This is a genomic window from Acinetobacter sp. Tr-809 (genome assembly GCF_011753255.1).
Classification (GTDB): Bacteria; Pseudomonadota; Gammaproteobacteria; order Pseudomonadales; family Moraxellaceae; genus Acinetobacter.
Map to the genome: position 1 here is coordinate 177620 of NZ_VWVZ01000006.1, position 17859 is coordinate 195478.

10 protein-coding genes are annotated in these 17859 nt (G+C 42.0%); 4 read left to right on the top strand and 6 right to left on the bottom strand.

Annotation, left to right across the window (positions count from 1 at the left end; genetic code table 11):
* Nucleotides 1-12: 12 nt before the first annotated feature.
* The 3 genes from F3J02_RS14490 to F3J02_RS14500 all read right to left on the bottom strand — a co-directional run bounded on the left by F3J02_RS14490 (nt 13) and on the right by F3J02_RS14500 (nt 2563).
* Nucleotides 13-693, bottom strand: a complete 681-nt coding sequence (locus F3J02_RS14490) for a ubiquinone biosynthesis accessory factor UbiJ (protein ID WP_167250364.1) — start codon at nt 691-693, stop codon at nt 13-15.
* A 10-nt stretch (nt 694-703) separates the two neighbouring features.
* On the bottom strand, nt 704-1645 hold the full coding sequence (gene ubiE / locus F3J02_RS14495) for a bifunctional demethylmenaquinone methyltransferase/2-methoxy-6-polyprenyl-1,4-benzoquinol methylase UbiE (RefSeq protein WP_167250366.1): 942 nt from the start codon (nt 1643-1645) through the stop codon (nt 704-706).
* Nucleotides 1646-1855: 210 nt separating this feature from the next.
* Nucleotides 1856-2563: an FFLEELY motif protein gene (locus tag F3J02_RS14500; RefSeq protein ID WP_216076283.1), complete on the bottom strand. Its 708-nt coding sequence runs from the start codon at nt 2561-2563 to the stop codon at nt 1856-1858.
* A gap of 210 nt (nt 2564-2773) precedes the next feature.
* Between F3J02_RS14500 and F3J02_RS14505 the strand changes: the two genes are divergently transcribed.
* Nucleotides 2774-4192, top strand: coding sequence for a phosphate--AMP phosphotransferase (locus F3J02_RS14505; RefSeq protein ID WP_167250370.1), 1419 nt, complete (start codon nt 2774-2776; stop codon nt 4190-4192).
* Nucleotides 4193-4224: 32 nt separating this feature from the next.
* Here the strand turns inward: F3J02_RS14505 and F3J02_RS14510 are convergent, their stop codons facing one another.
* The gene (locus tag F3J02_RS14510; protein WP_167250372.1) at nt 4225-5517 is read right to left on the bottom strand and encodes an MFS transporter; all 1293 of its coding nucleotides are present in this window, start codon (nt 5515-5517) and stop codon (nt 4225-4227) included.
* 188 nt (nt 5518-5705) lie between these two features.
* Nucleotides 5706-6212 carry a hypothetical protein gene (locus F3J02_RS14515; RefSeq protein ID WP_167250374.1) on the bottom strand — a complete coding sequence of 169 codons (507 nt, stop codon included), beginning with the start codon at nt 6210-6212 and terminating at the stop codon, nt 5706-5708.
* Between the two features lie 180 nt (nt 6213-6392).
* Here F3J02_RS14515 and F3J02_RS14520 point away from each other — a divergent pair, with 180 nt between their 5' ends.
* From F3J02_RS14520 to recD, 3 genes are all read left to right on the top strand, one after another.
* On the top strand, nt 6393-10061 hold the full coding sequence (locus tag F3J02_RS14520) for an exodeoxyribonuclease V subunit gamma (RefSeq protein ID WP_167250376.1): 3669 nt from the start codon (nt 6393-6395) through the stop codon (nt 10059-10061).
* A gap of 3 nt (nt 10062-10064) precedes the next feature.
* Nucleotides 10065-13790, top strand: a complete 3726-nt coding sequence (locus F3J02_RS14525) for a UvrD-helicase domain-containing protein (protein ID WP_167250378.1) — start codon at nt 10065-10067, stop codon at nt 13788-13790.
* A 99-nt stretch (nt 13791-13889) separates the two neighbouring features.
* Complete coding sequence (gene recD, locus F3J02_RS14530; protein ID WP_251110223.1) at nt 13890-15641, top strand: exodeoxyribonuclease V subunit alpha; 1752 nt, start codon at nt 13890-13892, stop codon at nt 15639-15641.
* Between the two features lie 704 nt (nt 15642-16345).
* On the opposite strand, the gene F3J02_RS14535 is transcribed toward recD, so the two are convergent.
* Nucleotides 16346-17644 carry a serine hydrolase domain-containing protein gene (locus tag F3J02_RS14535; RefSeq protein WP_167250382.1) on the bottom strand — a complete coding sequence of 433 codons (1299 nt, stop codon included), beginning with the start codon at nt 17642-17644 and terminating at the stop codon, nt 16346-16348.
* Nucleotides 17645-17859 lie beyond the last annotated feature (215 nt).

The following is a 17859-nucleotide window of genomic DNA, read 5'->3' on the forward strand; positions in this document are numbered from 1 at the left end:
ATAAAGTCTTACCTAGTCTTGAGTGGAATGCTTTTGTGGGTTGAATTGAGCATTGAGTTGCTGAAGCTTGGCTTCTAGGCGGTCAATTTCTTGATTGAGTTGGCGGGTCTCTCGATTGAGATCATCCATCTGCCAACGTGGGGCAAATAAACCGCTATCTTCTTTTAAGGCATCTTCAACAAAAAATAAATGGCTTTGTAGAGAGTGTTTCAATTGCTTCGGTGCAAGTTGAATTTTGCCCAATTCATGTGCCAATTGTGGACCAATCCACGGTGATAAATGCGCTGCCAAGTCAGGCTCAGCTTGCTGCATAATTCTTTGAATGTCTTGCAATAAGTGATAATCACCTTGCAGTGGGATATTACCAATTTGATCCATATCACTGAGCAGTAATTTAACCAGCTCAACCGTATTTTCAACATGCAAAGTTGCAGTTGCATCCGTGAGTTTATGCTGAGGATCAAAAGGACGCTGTTCAAAAATAGAAGGGGTTTGACTTTGTCCTGTCACGGTCGGTTCTAGACGAACTCTATTTTCATCAAAAAAAACATCAACTGAGAGTTGTGGGCTGTCGATCACAACACGTAATAATTGACCTTGTAATTGATTGAGCTGAATGCGAGTAATCGCATCCAAATCAATCACATGATGAATGATACGTTCGACTGCACCGAGTGCTAAAATCGACCACATATCTTAAACCTTAAAGTTTGAATCCACGGTGAACAGCAACAATACCACCCGTTAAGTTGTGGTAATCACAGCTTTGGAAACCTGCATTTTCCATCATCCCTTTAAGGGTACGTTGGTCTGGATGCATACGAATCGATTCAGCAAGATATTTATAGCTTTCAGAATCATTAGCAACCAGTTTGCCCATGATTGGTAATGCGGTGAATGAGTAAAGATCATATAGTTTTGAGAAAGGCTCAAACACTGGCTTAGAAAACTCAAGAATCAATAAGCGACCACCTGGTTTAAGTACACGATACATCGCTTGTAACGCAGCATCTTTATCGGTCACATTACGTAAGCCAAAGCTGATGGTCACTAAATCAAAACTATTATCTGCAAATGGTTCTAACGTTTCAGCATTGGCAAGTACGAAATCAACGTTAGTACAGCCTGCATCAATCAGACGATCACGGCCGACATTTAACATTGATTCGTTGATGTCTGACAAAACGACATGACCTTGTGGGCCTACTTCACGGCTAAATACTTTTGCCAAATCACCTGTACCACCCGCAATATCAAGCACATGTTGGCCACGACGAACACCTGACATATTAATGGCAAAACGTTTCCAAATACGATGGATACCAAATGACATCAAGTCATTCATGATGTCGTATTTGCTGGCAACCGAATGGAAAACTTCTGCAACTTTTTGTGCTTTATCATCACTACTTACGGTTTGGTAACCAAAGTGTGTCGTTGCACCGACGTTGCCAGTATTGGCACCGCGGGGTAAGTTATATTTTGGGATTGAACCTGTTGAGGTCTGCGCTGCACCTTGTTGGATCGGCTGCTGCTGACCTTGTGGCGTGCCTTGTGGAAGGGGCGTGTTTAAGAAAGGGCTGACTTTGTCTGAACTTGGGTTTTGCTCAACTTCTGGGGTAGGCTGTTGGTTTTCGTTAGACATAGTTTTCTCCTAAACTTTCGCTCTAGCGGCACGAATCAGCAAGCATGATGACAGATTTTGTATTTTTTTACAGGCTTTCGCATGCAATTGTTATGAATAATATACAGAAAGTCACTTTCTCAAAAGTGTTTTAATTTTTCTTAAGATTTGAAAAGACTCATTTTTCTCTGCAACCTAAAGTGTCAGGATTGCAGAGAAATCAGCTCAGCCTTAGTTGCGGAATGGATTTGGGTGTCCTGCGTGGACTTTTTCAATGATCTCACGCTCTTTTTCGCTAAAGGTGTTGATAAAGGTTGCAGCAGACTTCATCGGTTTCATGGCTGCAAAACCTTCTTGGATAAACTCATACATACGATCAAATTGATACTTATGTGCAATGCCCTTACACATTTTAAAAGCAGCGTACATCATGGTTGAGCGCATATATTTATCAAGCGTAAGACCGAGCTCATCAAGCAACTGTAACTGTTCATAACGTGCATCGCCTTGATCAAGTTTGATTAAGGTTTGACGCATGATTTCATCAGTTAAGGGTGTTTCAGGAGGGTAATCTTGCAAGAGCTGTACCGCGACTTGTTCATCCAGTCGTGTCGCCAGAACAGCTAAACTGACTGATTTTGTGCCTGTCTTGATGGCATTTTCTGGCAAAAGATTTTCTGCTTTGTGGGCGTATTTCAGTAGCCGTTCGATTTGCTGTGCCATTGAATCAAAGTCTGGTCCACCATACAAACGATTTAAAAAATACTGGGCCATGAGTTGATTTTGAGTTTGGGCAAAAAACTCAGCATGAGTCTGTGCAATACGCTCTTTCATCCATGCCTGTACTTCATGCAATCTCTGTGCAAGCACAGGATCTTGGTGATAATTCAAAGTTTGATATTGTAATAAAAGATTATCAAATGCAGCGAGTTTTGACATGTTCGAACTCAAAGAAAATAAAACCATAAAATCATAGGCTGCATCATAACGGAGAACCATGACAGCATAAACTCTAAATGTTTAACAATTGGTCACTATGCTGCGATGACTACAGCAATCTACACAAACTGTACAAGGGTTATTCTGGGATCAATTCAGTTTTGGCTATACTGATTTTTAATATTAATAATGAGCCGCTTAGAGCAACAGATGAGTAAACAACAGCCAATATTTGAATTACGTGATGAAGATGAACTTTCTTTAGAGCTGATTGAAGCACAATACGCCTTAAAAAATAGCCGTGATAAGAAAAATGCCAAAAGTGTGTTGGTTTTAGTCAGTGGAATTGAACTTGCAGGAAAGGGGGAAGCGGTTAAACAATTACGAGAATGGTTAGATCCTCGCTATTTACGTGTTAAAGCAGATGCACCACAGTTATTGTCAAATAATCAAACTTTTTGGCAGTCCTATACCCGTTTTATTCCTGCCGAGGGGCAAATCGTGGTGATGTTTGGTAACTGGTATAGCGATCTTTTAACCACCGCGATGCATGTGTCCAAACCTTTGGATGAAAACCTGTTTGATGCTTATGTTGAGCAAATGCGGGCATTTGAACATGACTTGCAAAATAATCACGTTCATATCGTCAAAGTCTGGTTTGATTTATCGTGGAAATCGCTACAAAAACGTTTGGATCAGATTGATGCATCTGAGCAGCGTTGGCATAAGTTACATGGTTTAGATTGGCGTAACAAAAAACAATACGATACTTTGCAAGGCTTGAGTCAGCGCTTTACCGATGACTGGTATATTGTCGATGGTGAAGATGAAAAGTTACGTGATCAATGCTTTGCGCAGTATTTACTACAGACTTTACAAGAGCTGCCTGAGCATCAAACCAAAGTCACACAGAAATGGCAACAAGCTGCGATACCAAAAGCGTTACTAGAACCTGAAAAAGCCAGTTTAGAAAAACAAGATTATAAAGATGAGCTGAGTAAGCTGACCAAGAAAGTGGCCGATACTTTACGCTACGATGAACGGAAAGTAGTGATTGCCTTTGAAGGGATGGATGCGGCAGGTAAAGGCGGTGCGATTAAGCGAATCGTGAAAAAACTCGATCCGAGAGAATATGAAATTCATACTATTGCAGCGCCTGAGCGCTATGAGTTACGCCGTCCTTATTTGTGGCGTTTCTGGAGCAAATTGAATGACGGTGGCAAGATCACCATATTTGACCGTACTTGGTATGGTCGAGTATTGGTTGAGCGGATTGAAGGTTTTGCTTCTACGGTTGAGTGGCAACGTGCTTATAATGAAATTAATCGTTTTGAAGAAAACCTGGTAGATAGCCAAACGGTGATTGTTAAAATCTGGCTGGCAATTAGTAAGGATGAGCAAGCACTACGCTTTAAAGAACGTGAACAAACACCACATAAACGTTTTAAGATTACTGAAGAAGATTGGCGTAACCGCGATAAATGGGATGACTATCTCAATGCGGCAGCAGATATGTTTAAACGAACCAATACTGACTATGCGCCGTGGTATGTGATTGCGACGGATGATAAGTATTCCGCACGAATTGAAGTATTAAAAGCGATTCTAAAACAGCTCAAGGCGGATTAATTCACCTTGAGCTGTTGCTACTATCATTTAAATTAATTGTTATTGGCCAGTTGTGCGTTATAGCTACGCTGTTGGCGGAAAATGATTAAAGTGGCAATCAAACTGGTGATCGCGGCAAACATCAGCCAAAAGGCGGGCATGCTTTTATTGCCTGATGTTTGCACCAGAAAAGTGGCAATCATTGGGGTCAGCCCACCAAAAATCGAAGTGGCAAAACTATAGGCAACTGAGAAACCAGCAATGCGAACCGAGCTTGGCATCATTTCAGCCAATGAAACCACCAATGCACCATTATAGAAGCTATATAACAATGAGAACCACAATAACACCATCAACATATGTGACAGGCTAATGGTATGGGTGAGCCAAGTCAGTAATGGATAAGCACTAATAAAGATAAGTATCGTGGTCGCGACTAATAAGGGCTTACGGCCAAATTTATCGGAGAGATGCCCACCGATCGGCAATAAGATAAAATTACTCAGCCCTACCATAATTGTAGCAATTAAACTTTCGCTACGCGTTAAATTCAAAACCTCTTTACCATAGGTTGGGGTATAGACCGTAATGAAGTAGAACATGGTAGTGGTGGTTGCCACCATACATACACCTGCCAACACAATTTTCCAGTTTGTAGCTAAGGTGCTAAGAATCTGTCGTGTCGTTGGATGTTCTTTTCTAGAAGCGAAAGCTTCTGTTTCAACTAAGGATTTACGCAACCAAAAAATAAAGGGAATAATGGCACAGCCGACAAAGAATGGAATGCGCCAAGCCCAAGCATCCACCTGCGCTTTAGTGAACACTACACTGACGATATAACCTAAAATGGCTGCAAAAATGACGGCAACTTGCTGACTTGCCGATTGCCAACTGGTAATAAAACCGCGGTTATGTGGTTCCGCAATCTCCGCTAAATAAACCGAAACACCTCCTAACTCAACTCCTGCGGAGAAGCCTTGAGCTAGGCGGCCAACGAAAATAAGTACAGTCGCGGCAAAGCCGATACTGGCATAACTGGGGGTGAAAGCGATGATTAATGAACCGAAAGCCATGATGCTCAAGGTCACCATCAGACCACGACGACGACCAATACGATCGACATAAGGGCCAAGCACCAGTGCACCGATTGGACGCATGAGAAAACTGACGGCAAACACCAGGAAGGTTTTCATCAGTGCGGCATAGCTACTGTCTGAATGAAAAAAGGTTTCACCTATGGCTTGTGCATAGAGTCCGAACAGAAAGAAGTCGTATTGTTCAAGGAAGTTCCCGCTGGTCACGTTAAAAATTGAACGGACCCGAGAAGGGGATTGGCTATTTTGCACAATGACGCTCCATCATCTATTTATCATCGAGATGTGGAGGTTAAAAATACAATCTTTATCAAAGCTTAAAAAATTAAGTGAATATTAACGTATTTGTGTGGTTTTTTTATTGATCTGTTGCATCACTGTAAACATCTGCATTTTACAGTGATGTGTAAACGGGCCAAGTTGAGTCAAGCATTTTAATTTTAAGCCACAATGGTACTACGGCTTTTCTGCTGAATACGTTTGGCAAGGTTATAGCAATCTTGCACATGTGCTTCCGTGATTTTACGCATCATGAAGTAGCCTAAACTGGCCGCAACAAGTTGCCCGCCTAAAGGAATAAATTTAGTCACTTGCTTGGTCGCGATTTTGGTAAAGAAACCATTAAATGATTTTTTCATGGCAGTGCGTGCCACCACAAAACCTGAAAACTCAAAACCACGTTTACGCAATTCATCCCAGTGAATTTTTTTGGTTTCAGGATCATAAACACTAATATGTTCGGGTGCTAAGCCAAAACGTGCATTAATATCTGGAATGATTTGTGTCAGCATGCCTAAGTCGACGACAACATCAAAAAATGGAATGGGTATAATGGCTGCACCTGCTGACCAATAGGCACGCTTCTTGGCGAGTTCCAAACATTCATCACGAATCTGTTCCAAGTTTAAACTTGGGTCAATTGAATCAGGAATTTTTTCAATTTTCATAAAGTTATACCTAAAGTCTATCCCTTGATAGTACATTCAATCGTATTGAATGGTGAAATTCAAAACAATTTTTTTATTGGATTGTGTGTTTAGCGTGACATAGTGATCTGAAGTTGTATAGTGATGATGGGCATTTTGGTAGAGCAAAATGGTGATTTATTAATGGGGTTAAATTAACGCATGGGTATTCATGTTATTCAAAGTCAACGCCTTGACGTATTATTGCAAGGTGTGATGGCATCAATCACTCAGCCGAGTAGCTCACCCTTTCAGGTATTTAAAACCCAGCATTTTATTGTCCCGAGTCCAGCACAAGAACAATGGCTAACCCAAAAAATTGCAGAACAACAAGGCATGACTGCGAATTACCAATTCCATCAGCGCATTCGCGGTTTTCAATGGTATGCCTACCAGCAAGTTTTGGAAAATAAGGAGCAAGTCCGTAAAGCCAATATTCCACGCTTGATTTTAAAGTGGCGTATTCATCAAGCGTTACAGCCTTTCATTCAACCTGAACAGAATACTGTTGCGAATGAGCACCCCTTATATTCGATTGTGCAACGGATTTATGACAGCGCAGACCAATTACAACAAGGTACAGAAAAACAGCTTAAAAAGCAGAGTATGTTGTATTGGATTGCGGAGCAGGTTTCGCAACTTTTCAGCAACTATATGATTTACCGTGGTCACTGTCAGCGCGCCTGTCAAGGCAATTGCACATGTGCAGGTAACTGGCTATCGGCTTGGGGACAAAATCGTACTTTAGATATTGAACAACTGATTTCTAAAACAGACCAGCAAACCTCGGCATTTAGCTTACAGCAAACTGAACAGTTGGAAGCTTGGCAACGTTGGTTATGGCAACATTATTTCCATGATGATTTTGTCGAAATACAACGTATTGATGCTGACTTTTGGCAACATTTAGAGAGTGAAAAAACACGTCAGCAGGCCTTGGCCCAATTACCTAATCAGGTAATTGTATTTACGATTTTAGATTTACCGCCGAGTCAGCTGCAATTTTTACGTCGTTTAGGACGGTATCTAGATGTGGTGATTTTGCACTATAACCCATCACAAGAATATTGGGCTGACAGTGTCGATCCACTCTGGAAAAAGCGTTATGACTTGGGGGTGAAAGAGCGTTACATCGCCAAACATCCCAATGCCAGCGATACAGAGATTGCGGCATTCTTTGACAGTTTCAGTTTAGGTTTTAATGCTTTAAATCGTGAATCTCGACATCCTTTACTGACACGTCTAGGTAAACAGGCGCGGGATCATTTTTCCTTATTGTCACAACTGGCAACGGGAGAAGAGGGAAAGTGGGTCGATGCCTTTGTAGAACAGTTTCCCGAAACGTTACTTGGAAAGGTCCAGTCTGATATTTTCTACTTAGCTGAACCTCAATCTCAGCAATATGAACTTGCACCTGAGGATGAATCAATTCAGATTCATGTTTGCCACTCTAGTGTGCGACAACTTGAAGTATTAAAAGAACAGTTGGTACATTGGTTGTCTCAAGCAGATGCTGTACCGCGTCGCCCAAGTGATGTGCTGATTTTGACCCCGAATTTAGCTGAACTGGAACCTTTGATTCGAAGTGTTTTTCCAGCTGTGGCAAATGAACATGAGGTTTTTCTGCCAGTTAAAATTGCAGGGGTGGCACAGCTAGATGCCTTAAATGCTTGGCGTGCAGTACTTGGACGTTTGCAATTGACCCAAGGACGATTCAGTCAAGATGATTTTGCAGATTGGCTCAATCTTGCTGCAACTCAACAACGTTATGGGCTGGATTACACACAGGTACAGCGGATTTTAGCATTACTGAATGAGGCTGGTTTTAAGCGTGGTTTAGATGCTGAACATTTAAAACAGAGTCTTAGCGCTGATGACCAAGACTACCGCTATAGTTTTAAATTTGCCTTAGATCGTTTGGCGCTCGGTATTGCCGTGCCAGCCCATGTGATGGTGCAGGACATTTTAAGTTATGCCTTAGTTCAACCGAGTGATTTTGAACTGATCGGGATTTTGATTCAGATTTATCAGGAGCTGTCTGCACGGCGTGACTGGTTGGTGGCACATGAGCAAGGACAGCGTTTGCCAGTTGAAGTCTGGTTGCAACGAATTAAACAGGATGTGCAAGAGTTCGAACAAACTGACGTTGTTGCATTAAAAGCTGTACGAGAAATTATTCAAAAACAAGAACGTATGCTGACCTTAGCCAACTATTATGGCGATGCTGACACGCAGTTAGGGCAAATATCTTTGCCTTTACCTTATATTGTTGAGGAAATTCAACGCACACTAGAAAGCCAGTCTGCACAAGTTGAACCCACGGGACAAATCACTTTTAGTCAGATTGGTCAAATTCGCCCGATTCCGTATCGCCTCATTGTGTTATTGAATTTAGATACGGGTAAATTCCCGAATCGGGACAGCCATATCCCCTTTGATTTGATGGATGTGTTACGGCAGCAATTAGGTGATCGTTCTCGTTTGGAAGATGATCAGGGGGCATTTTTAGATGCAATCTTGTTGGCGCAAGAGCAGGTTTGGCTGTTTTATAATGGCTTTGATATCAATGATGGTGAGGTTAGAGAGCCATCCAGTGTGTTGCAAGGGTTCCGCGAGCATTTGGCTTTGATTGTAAAGCCAACCCTCTCTAAATCTCTCCCTGAAGGAGATACTTCATTTGAAGACAGTTTTCCTTTATCAGAAGCCGATTTAGCCGGGTTGGATGCTTTGCAAGTCCCCGCACAGCTTTATCCGCTATATCACTTACATCGTCTACAACCTTTTGATCCACTTGGTTTTGTTTCAGATCGCCCCGTGCGCTTTCAAGACCAATGGTTTAAGGTCGCCTCACAGATTCAGCAAACCAAAGGTGATCGACAAGCATGGGTTAATACGACAGTTGCTGTTGAACAGAATGAAATGACCATTTTGGATAGTCAGCAATGGATTCAGGATGTCAGTTTCCCAGCACGATTGTATTTAAAAACTTTAGGGGTCGAAAATTTAACAGCCACTGAATTGGTCGATCAATCCGAACCTTTATTGCTGGATGGTTTGGGTAAATATGCAATTCGTCATTTTTTACAACAGCATGATGAAAAGCTCTCTCCAAGTGTCTTGCAGGACCAGTTACCCGTTGGAAAAGTCCAGCACAGTGCATGGCAGCAGAGTCGCTTAGAGCAACAACGCCTGTTAGAGCGTCTGCAGCACTATGCACCAGTACCAACTGAAACTACACAACGTATTTGGCGTGTGTCTAAGCAGCTACAAATTGCTTGTGTGACACCGACGCAACTCACACAAGACTGGGTCAGTCTTGATGCTTCCAGTGCGCGCGCCAAACGCTTTGCCAAAGTCTGGTTGGAATATCTGCTTTGGCTGACGGTATTGAATAGTGATACTGCCACGGATAAGCGGCGTATTGTGGTGTTTAGTGATCAGACTGTGATTTGTGAAGGACTAAGTTCTCAACAAGCGAAACACTATTTAGATGCATGGTTACAGCTTTGGCAAGATGCACAACAGCAACCCGTAGTCTTGCCTGCTGCCTTAGTGTTAAAGCCTTTAGAAAAGGGCAAGCAATATGAGTGGATTGAGTTGGATTCAACTCAGGTGTTAACTGAAGAGAGTCAAAAGCAAGTATTGAAGGACTGGAATGATACGGGTGATTTCTCTGGCTTTGACATGACTCAAAATGAGGCCTGCAAATTGCATCGAGATTGGCAGTTTATTTTGCAGGAGCAAGATACAACAGCTTTATTGCAGTATGCCTGCAACCATTACTCTTATGCCTTATATCAACCGATTTTTGAATTTTTACGGGTGGAGTAAGACATGAACCCACAGTATCCAGTGTCTTATCAGCCGATTGGTGATATTCAATTTGAAGGCTTGCATTTAATTGAAGCCTCAGCAGGGACGGGGAAAACCTATACACTTTCCAGCCTGATGGTGCGGATTTTCTTAGAAAAATATCTGCCCAATCAAGTGATTGCCACCACTTTTACCCGTGCCGCAGCGGCAGAGCTCAAAAGCCGTATCCGTTTGCGTCTGGTCGAGATACTTGAGTATTTAGAACCCTTTCGTGATGTACTGGAACAGGACATTCAGGCACAGGCACAGGCACAGGCACTACAAGAGCCTGATCCGTTAAAACAGCAGGTCTTACAAAACTTTGCACCACGAATTGCCTATGCTTGTGAACGGCTAAAACTGGTCATCGACCAGTTAGATGAATTGTTTGTCGGGACACTGGATAGCTTTAGCCAAAAGCTATTGCGAGAGTTTGCCTTTGAAAGTGGCAAAATCGAACGGGCAGAAATTACTGAGGATGCCAAAAGCTATACCCGTCAATTGATTCATGACGTGTTGCGTGAATGGATTCAAACCCAGCCGCAGCAAGTGATTAATGCCTTATATAGTGTGGGGGGGCTAAAAAGTGTTGATCATTTTGTTGGGATGGTGGAAAGCTCACTGAACTTTAGTTCAGCCCAGTTTAAATTACCTGCCATGCCTGAAATTGAGTTGGCACAATTACAGCAGTGGCAACAACAAGCACAGCAGATTGACCTGAGCAGCTTGACCGAATATTTTCAGTTAGACGGTGCATATTATGTGCATATTAATGGCGCTTCTTTCCGTAACAATGCCTTTCATAAACTGTTTACAGAGTCACTGCCGCTGTTATTAAAAGCACTCAACAGTCCTGACAATGTACAGGTTTTTGATGCTTACTTTGCCGACGCACGTGATGCAGTATTCAAGTTTTTAGACAAGCTTGAAGGGCAAAAGATTTTTAAGAAATGTCCTGCGGAAATTGCTGAGGGCTTTTACCAACATCCGAGCATTTTGCAACTGCAAAAGCTGTTTCAAGCTGTGCAGCAGACTCAGCAAGAATTTGAGCAGCTGCAAGTTTATCTAAAAGCTTATTTGTGTATTGAAGTCAAAAAGCGACTGCCACAAGTGTTACAGCAAAAAGGCGAAACCACCTTTGCCCAGCAAATCAAAACTTTGTCAGAAGCATTAAAAGGAGAGCAAGGACAACGTTTTGCTGTTTTTGTCCAAGCTCGGTATCCATTGATTCTGGTGGATGAATTTCAGGATACCAACCAAGATCAAGATGATATGTTGGCCAGTATCTGGCGCCATCCACAGCGTTACCAAAAAGGCTGCATGATTATGGTCGGCGACCGTAAGCAGGCGATTTATGGTTTCCGCGGTGGAGATATGCTGACCTTTCTGAATGCTTATCAGGATATTATGGCCAAACAGGGTCGTGAGTATAAGTTGGTGCATAACCACCGTTCGGTGAAAGAACTGGTTGAAGTGGTGGATGTGCTGTTTCAGCGTCAGATGGATTTTGGTGAGCAGGTTATGTATGACCCGATTCAAGCGGGTTCACGTCCACATCCTGCTTTGATTGAAAATGCACAATTTAATCCGCAACCTTTACGTTGGTTACAACTACAAGAAGGCAATGAGCAGGCCACACAGGTGGCATGGCAGATTCAGAACTTACTCAACCAATCATATTTAAAACAATTGTATTTAGCGGGTGATGTCCCGATTGCCATTGATGAAGATGATATTGCGATTCTTTCCCGTAGCCATCGTCAGCTGGATGAAGTGCAATATGTGTTAGAACGTATGGGGGTTCGGGTTAATCGGCCATCGAAACGCAGTGTGTTTGATTCCGTGATTGCTCAGGATGTCGGAGCTTTATTGACGGCATTGCTTCATCCATATGATGAAGCCAAACTCAAGCGGGCTTTACTGAGCCGTTTATTTGGATTTGATCTCACTCGACTATTGGCATTAGAGCAAAGTGCAGAAGGCTTGAGTTATTACATTCAGCAGTTTGATGACATTCGTGAAATGTGGCTGAATCAAGGATTTTTATCGGCATGGCAGCGTTGCTTAAATCAGTTTGGCCTTTGGCAGCAACAGGTTGCCACACAAAGTAAAGACAATGAACGTGCTGTGGTAAATTTACGCCACCTCACTGATCTCTTGAGTCAGCACAGTGAACATATACAAGGGATGCAAAATCTGTATCACTGGTATTTAAAACAATTAAATTCGCCAAGTGATCGTGATTGGGAGCTTGAACACAAGCTGTCCAGTGAAGCTGGTGTGCAACTGATGACCATTCATCAGTCCAAAGGCTTGGAGTTTAAAATTGTCTTTTTACTGGGGGCGAATAAGGCTTTTGCCGAAGTGCAGAAAACACTGAATTTTTCTACCACTGAAGTTCAATTACCAGAGACAGGTCAAATACGGACTCAACGTGTAGTGGCTGTGGCCGATAAAAACTTTTTACAGCAAACTGAATTGGATCAACACCAACAACGTGCTTTGGCTGAACAAAATCGTTTGTGGTATGTGGCATTGACGCGTGCTAGCCATCGTGTATATGCAGTGTTTGAACCTGAAAAAGGCGAAAAAAATAAGTTTTCAGGTTTGGCTTTTTGGAAGAATCATGGTGAAAATTTTCAGCATCTGTACAGCACAGACGCTGCTTTGATCTTAGAGCGACCACTGGCATTACAGGCACAGCAAGCTCAACAACAGCTTGCACTCTTGGCTCAGCCTTTACCTACACAGCGTTTTTATGCGCGCGGTAAAACCAGTTTTAGTTATTTGGCCCAGCATTTAAAACATAAGGCTACTCGGTCTGATCGTTTGGCGAATATCGATGCAGATTTTGAGCAGGCAGAAGATGAATTAAATCTTGTTGAAATGGATCAGACAGCAGGTGCTCAGCCGATTGCTTGGATTAAACAATTTTTCCCCAAAGGCACTTTGGCAGGCAATTTCCTGCATGAAATTTTTGAACAGATTGATTTTCAACAACCCCAAACATGGATTGAAGAAATTCGTCGTCGTTTTAAAAATACCTATCAAAGTTTATGGGTAGAGCTGTTGCAACAATATCAGCAGCATTTTCCTGAACAGGAGAATGAAGAGCAGCAACTGTATCAATGGATTGCTGCATGGTTAGCCGAAGTTCTAAAGACACCGCTCAATCAGGATTTTCAGTTACAGCAGCTACTAGCAGGGCAATATTTATCCGAATGTCCATTCTATCTGGCTTTATCTGATCGAGTACTGGCAATGCAACGTGTACAGCAGCTTTTTGTGGAATATGACATCGAAATGCCTGAACTGTTGGAAGCAAAGTCGGCTCGATATCTGAATGGTTCAATCGATTTGGTTTACTTCGATGGGCAGCGTTATCATATTGCCGATTACAAGAGTAATTATCTGGGTGCAGAGCAATTGGATTATCAGCAGGCTCAGATTGCTGAAAGTATGTCGCTGTCGAGTTATTGGCTGCAAGCAGCTTTATATTTGGTGGCATTGCATCGTTATCTGATGGTAAAACTGCAAAATTACGATATGCAGCAACATTTAGGAGGCGCATCGTATCTGTATTTGCGCGGGATGAATGGACAAGCTCAGCAGGGCTATTTCTATTGGAAACCTGAAGATGAGTTTATCTTACGTCTAGATGCGATTCTTGGATATTTCTCTGAGGATAAAACAGGGAAAATGGTGTAGATAAAGTGATTGAATTTAAATTAAACAAAAGCTTAGCTTGTGAATAACTCTGTTTATAACCTTGTGGACAAGCGTGTGGGTAAGTTTGAGGATAACTCTGTGGACAAACAAGTTGGTGATCAGTCAGCGCAAATGACATGGTTAAATATGTGGAGTAACTATCTCTCACAAGCACCATTTTCTCAAACTACTCAATCAGTTAACGCTGCACAAGTGTTGCAGCAACTGGTTGAAGCCAGTTTGCAAGGCGACAGTTGTATTGCAGCAGATACGACACAGATCGAAGCACTGGCTGATTTAGCAGTTTCTAGTGAAATTGCAGTGACTCAGGTTGCAGCATGTGTCTATGATCAGCAGGGCTTGGCATTATACCGATATTGGTCTTTAGAGCAACGCCTCGCTCAACAGATTTGCCGATTAAAGCGACAAACGATTCAGGTTGTTGATTCAGAAAATTATCAGGACTTACTCAGTGACGAGTACCAACAGGCTGCGTTAAAAATGGTACTGCAACAATGGCTGAGTATTATTACCGGTGGACCTGGTACAGGAAAGACCTATACTTTGGCGCGTATTATTGCAGCCCTTAACCAGACCATTCCTGATATTCGTATTGCCATGGCGGCACCAACAGGCAAAGCTGCACAACGGATGCAGGAAGCGCTACAAAACTCTTTTAACGATCCGAAATTATTAGATTCAGGACTTATCACCGAAGAGTTACGTAATCAAACTACCCAGACCTTGCATCGTTTATTGGGTATGGGCAACCGACAAATACCACGCTTTAATCAAAAACAACCTTTGCCTTATGACGTGATTGTGGTTGATGAAGCATCGATGCTGGATTTAAATCTTGCGACTTTATTATTTGAAGCTGTACCTGAACAATGTCGAATTATTTTGCTCGGTGATGCCAATCAATTGGCTTCGGTTGATGTCGGTTCAGTGCTTGCTGATCTACAGCAAGTGCCTGAATTAGCTGATAACCGAGTACAACTGCAAACCAGTCGCCGTTTCTCTGGTGACGCGAAGATTGGGCAATTGGCTCGATTTATTCAGGCTCAGTCGCATTCAAGTGAACCTGATTTAGTGCTATCAAAGCTAGAGATGGAAATCGTTAAAGCTGAATCTTTACAGGCGATTACGCTCAGTAAAGATATGCCAGACCTGATTCAGTTGGAGTACTTACCAGATCAGCAGCACGTTGATATCGAGTCCTATCAACAGAAATTAATGGAAGGATTTCAAAGCTATGTTGATGCCTTAAAAGGTTATCGCGATGCAGATGAGCCAGCAGCATATATTGAGCAGGTAATCCACGCTTTTGATGACTATCGAATATTAACTGCAGTTCGACATGGGCAACTGGGGCTTGAACAACTCAATCGTTTTGCAGAGCATTGGCTCAATCAGCAACTGAAACAAATTACGGTGGGTGATTGGTATATCGGGCGACCTGTAATGATGACGTATAATGACTATCAGCTTGGAATTTCCAATGGTGATATTGGCATTTGTTTTAAACACCGTAGTCAAGCTCAGCAATTTGAAGTATTTTTTCCAAGCTTAAATAAATGGATTGCAGCGCATCGACTGCCGCGCAGTATGCAAACGGCATTTGTTTTAACGATTCATAAATCGCAAGGTTCGGAATTTACCCATACGGCGATCGTATTAGATGCTCAAGCCGAAAAACTATTGAGTCAAGAGTTGATCTATACCGCAGTCACCCGTGCTAAAAAAGCAGTGACTATTTTGGCGGATCCTAAGGCCTTGCAACAGGCATTGACGATACGGACTGTTCGTCGGAGTGGTTTAGTGCAAAAGATCAATTTGAACAGATTGTGAACTTATTCTTTAGAATTCACTATTTTGTAAGTAAAAGCTTACAAGGATTCGAGATATTGTCGCTAGAGCAAGCGCAAGGTTTTTGAGATTATGTACACACAAAGAGCCTAGCACGGAAAGCTAGGTAAATCGCAAAAATATAATAATAACGTCGTATGACAGCGAACTTACAGTGAAGTAAGTGATAAAAGAGGAAACTTACAGCCGCTAAGCCTTGTAGTTTTGGGAGAGACTACAGGGCTTTTTTATTTTTATATCAAAATTTACTATCAAATCAACATAATCCATATACTTATTAAGGTATTCTGAGAAAAGATGAAAATTCATGCTTTCATAATACAAGTCTATTTCGCTTCAATTAAAGGATCAAATAAAAGGAAGAAATATAAAACTTATTGTCTGACAATTTTTTGTTATTATTAAGTTAAATGTTATACAGACTTGTACGTTTTTTCTTACACAGAGATAAGAGAAATGCTATTTTTCTCCATAATCTAATCTGACAGAATAGTCGGTATAGGGAGAACGAATAGCAAGAGAAAGAATAATAAAAGAGAAGGACGTGGAGTCTGCATTCAGAGGGTTTGAATGGTATAGGAAAAAAGAATAAAACATAATAAAAATGAAGAAGAATGATAAGTTCAAGCGCAAAAGCCCAAGTTCAACTTGGGCTTTTTTGTGCGTGTGATTTTGGAGTAGAGACCTTAGACCAAATCTGTTTCGGTACGGTCAGTTGCGAACAATGAACGACGTTGATTTTTTGGAATCTTTGGGCAGTTGGTCGAGATTTGATAAAGTGTTTTTGCCAAGGCAGGTAAGTGAGTGCCCACTACCGATTTGCCTGTGGTCAATAGCGATACACTAATATCACGTTCAGGGTCAGCCCAACATAGAATATTTGAAAAGCCAATATGCCCAAAAGCTTGTCCTGTCATTGGACCAAATAAGCCGACAGGATTACTGCCAAGCATTGGACCCAAGGCATAGCGCATTGGTGCTAACAAGGTACGATCTAAGCTAACACCAGAGGTTGGAAGGGTTGAGCGGAATACCGTTTGAGCACTCATAATTTGTTTGCCCTGATATTCTCCGCCACTGAGAAGCATTTCAAAGAAGCGACCTGCTTGTTCTGCACTGGTATAGATGTTGCCAGCTGGGCAAATGGTGTCCATGAAACGACTATCATTAGTGACATCGACTGCAAGTTGTAGACCACCACCAAGTACATGATTGAGATAATGATCCGTTCCTAAACTTGGATGAATTCCTGTGGCATAGTTTAGGGCAACATCGGCACGATATTCTGGTTTTAAACCATAGTTGAAATAGTCCAGGCCCATTTGCTTTTCAATATTTTCAGCTAAAAACTCACGAACGCTTTGCCCTGTTACACGTTGCACGATTTCACCCAGAATATAACCTGCAGTGACAGCATGGTAGGCAAGATGTGTACCAGAAGGAGAAACGGGTTTGGCTGCACAGAGCAGTTTTAATATATCTTCTTGGTTAAATAAAAGCTCAGGTGTGACTTCAGTGTCGATACGAGGAATACCACCACGATGGGAGAGTAGATGAAATATCGTGGCACGACGTTTACCATTGACGCCATATTCAGGAATGTAATAACTAATTGGATCAAGTAAATTGAGGTCGCCACGTTCATCCAGCATATGAATCAACATCGCTGTGACCATTTTGGATGCCGAGAACAGGCAGACTGGTGTATCTGGGCTACCAATTTTGGCATCTGTCGCTAAACCATCTGGGGAATTGCCTTGCGCATAGCCAATGCTGCGATTTAAAAGAATTTGCCCTTGGCGGCGTAAACATAAAGTAATAAGTGGATAATTGCCTGTTTTATATAGACCTTCAACGCTGTTCCATATCTTTTGAATTTGTCTTTCAGTCATGCCCCCCGATTCAGCCGCAACTTCATCTTTACTGCGAATCACTTGATTCAAGTCTTGTGGTACATAACAGGTATTGGTTGATAAAATTTTCACGATTCCCTCGCAATATTTTCGTTTTCTTTCTTCTCTGTCATAAATTGAAAACAGAACAAGGGTAGTGTGCCTATTTTGTTTAATGCTGTCAGCTGCCGAAATGCCAGCAAATAGAAAACATTTTTGCAATATAGCGATAGATCACTTAAAATAAGCGCCTTGCTGTAGTGATGCACGGCAGTCGGTTGGTTTCAACTGATCATTATCATTTTATT

Excerpts from the sequence above, each read along its gene's own strand:
- F3J02_RS14490 (WP_167250364.1), bottom strand. The coding sequence starts at position 693 with ATGTGGTCGATTTTAGCACTCGGTGCAGTCGAACGTATCATTCATCAT.
- ubiE (WP_167250366.1), bottom strand. The coding sequence starts at position 1,645 with ATGTCTAACGAAAACCAACAGCCTACCCCAGAAGTTGAGCAAAACCCA.
- F3J02_RS14500 (WP_216076283.1), bottom strand. The coding sequence starts at position 2,563 with ATGTCAAAACTCGCTGCATTTGATAATCTTTTATTACAATATCAAACT.
- F3J02_RS14505 (WP_167250370.1), top strand. The coding sequence starts at position 2,774 with ATGAGTAAACAACAGCCAATATTTGAATTACGTGATGAAGATGAACTT.
- F3J02_RS14515 (WP_167250374.1), bottom strand. The coding sequence starts at position 6,212 with ATGAAAATTGAAAAAATTCCTGATTCAATTGACCCAAGTTTAAACTTG.
- F3J02_RS14520 (WP_167250376.1), top strand. The coding sequence starts at position 6,393 with ATGGGTATTCATGTTATTCAAAGTCAACGCCTTGACGTATTATTGCAA.
- F3J02_RS14525 (WP_167250378.1), top strand. The coding sequence starts at position 10,065 with ATGAACCCACAGTATCCAGTGTCTTATCAGCCGATTGGTGATATTCAA.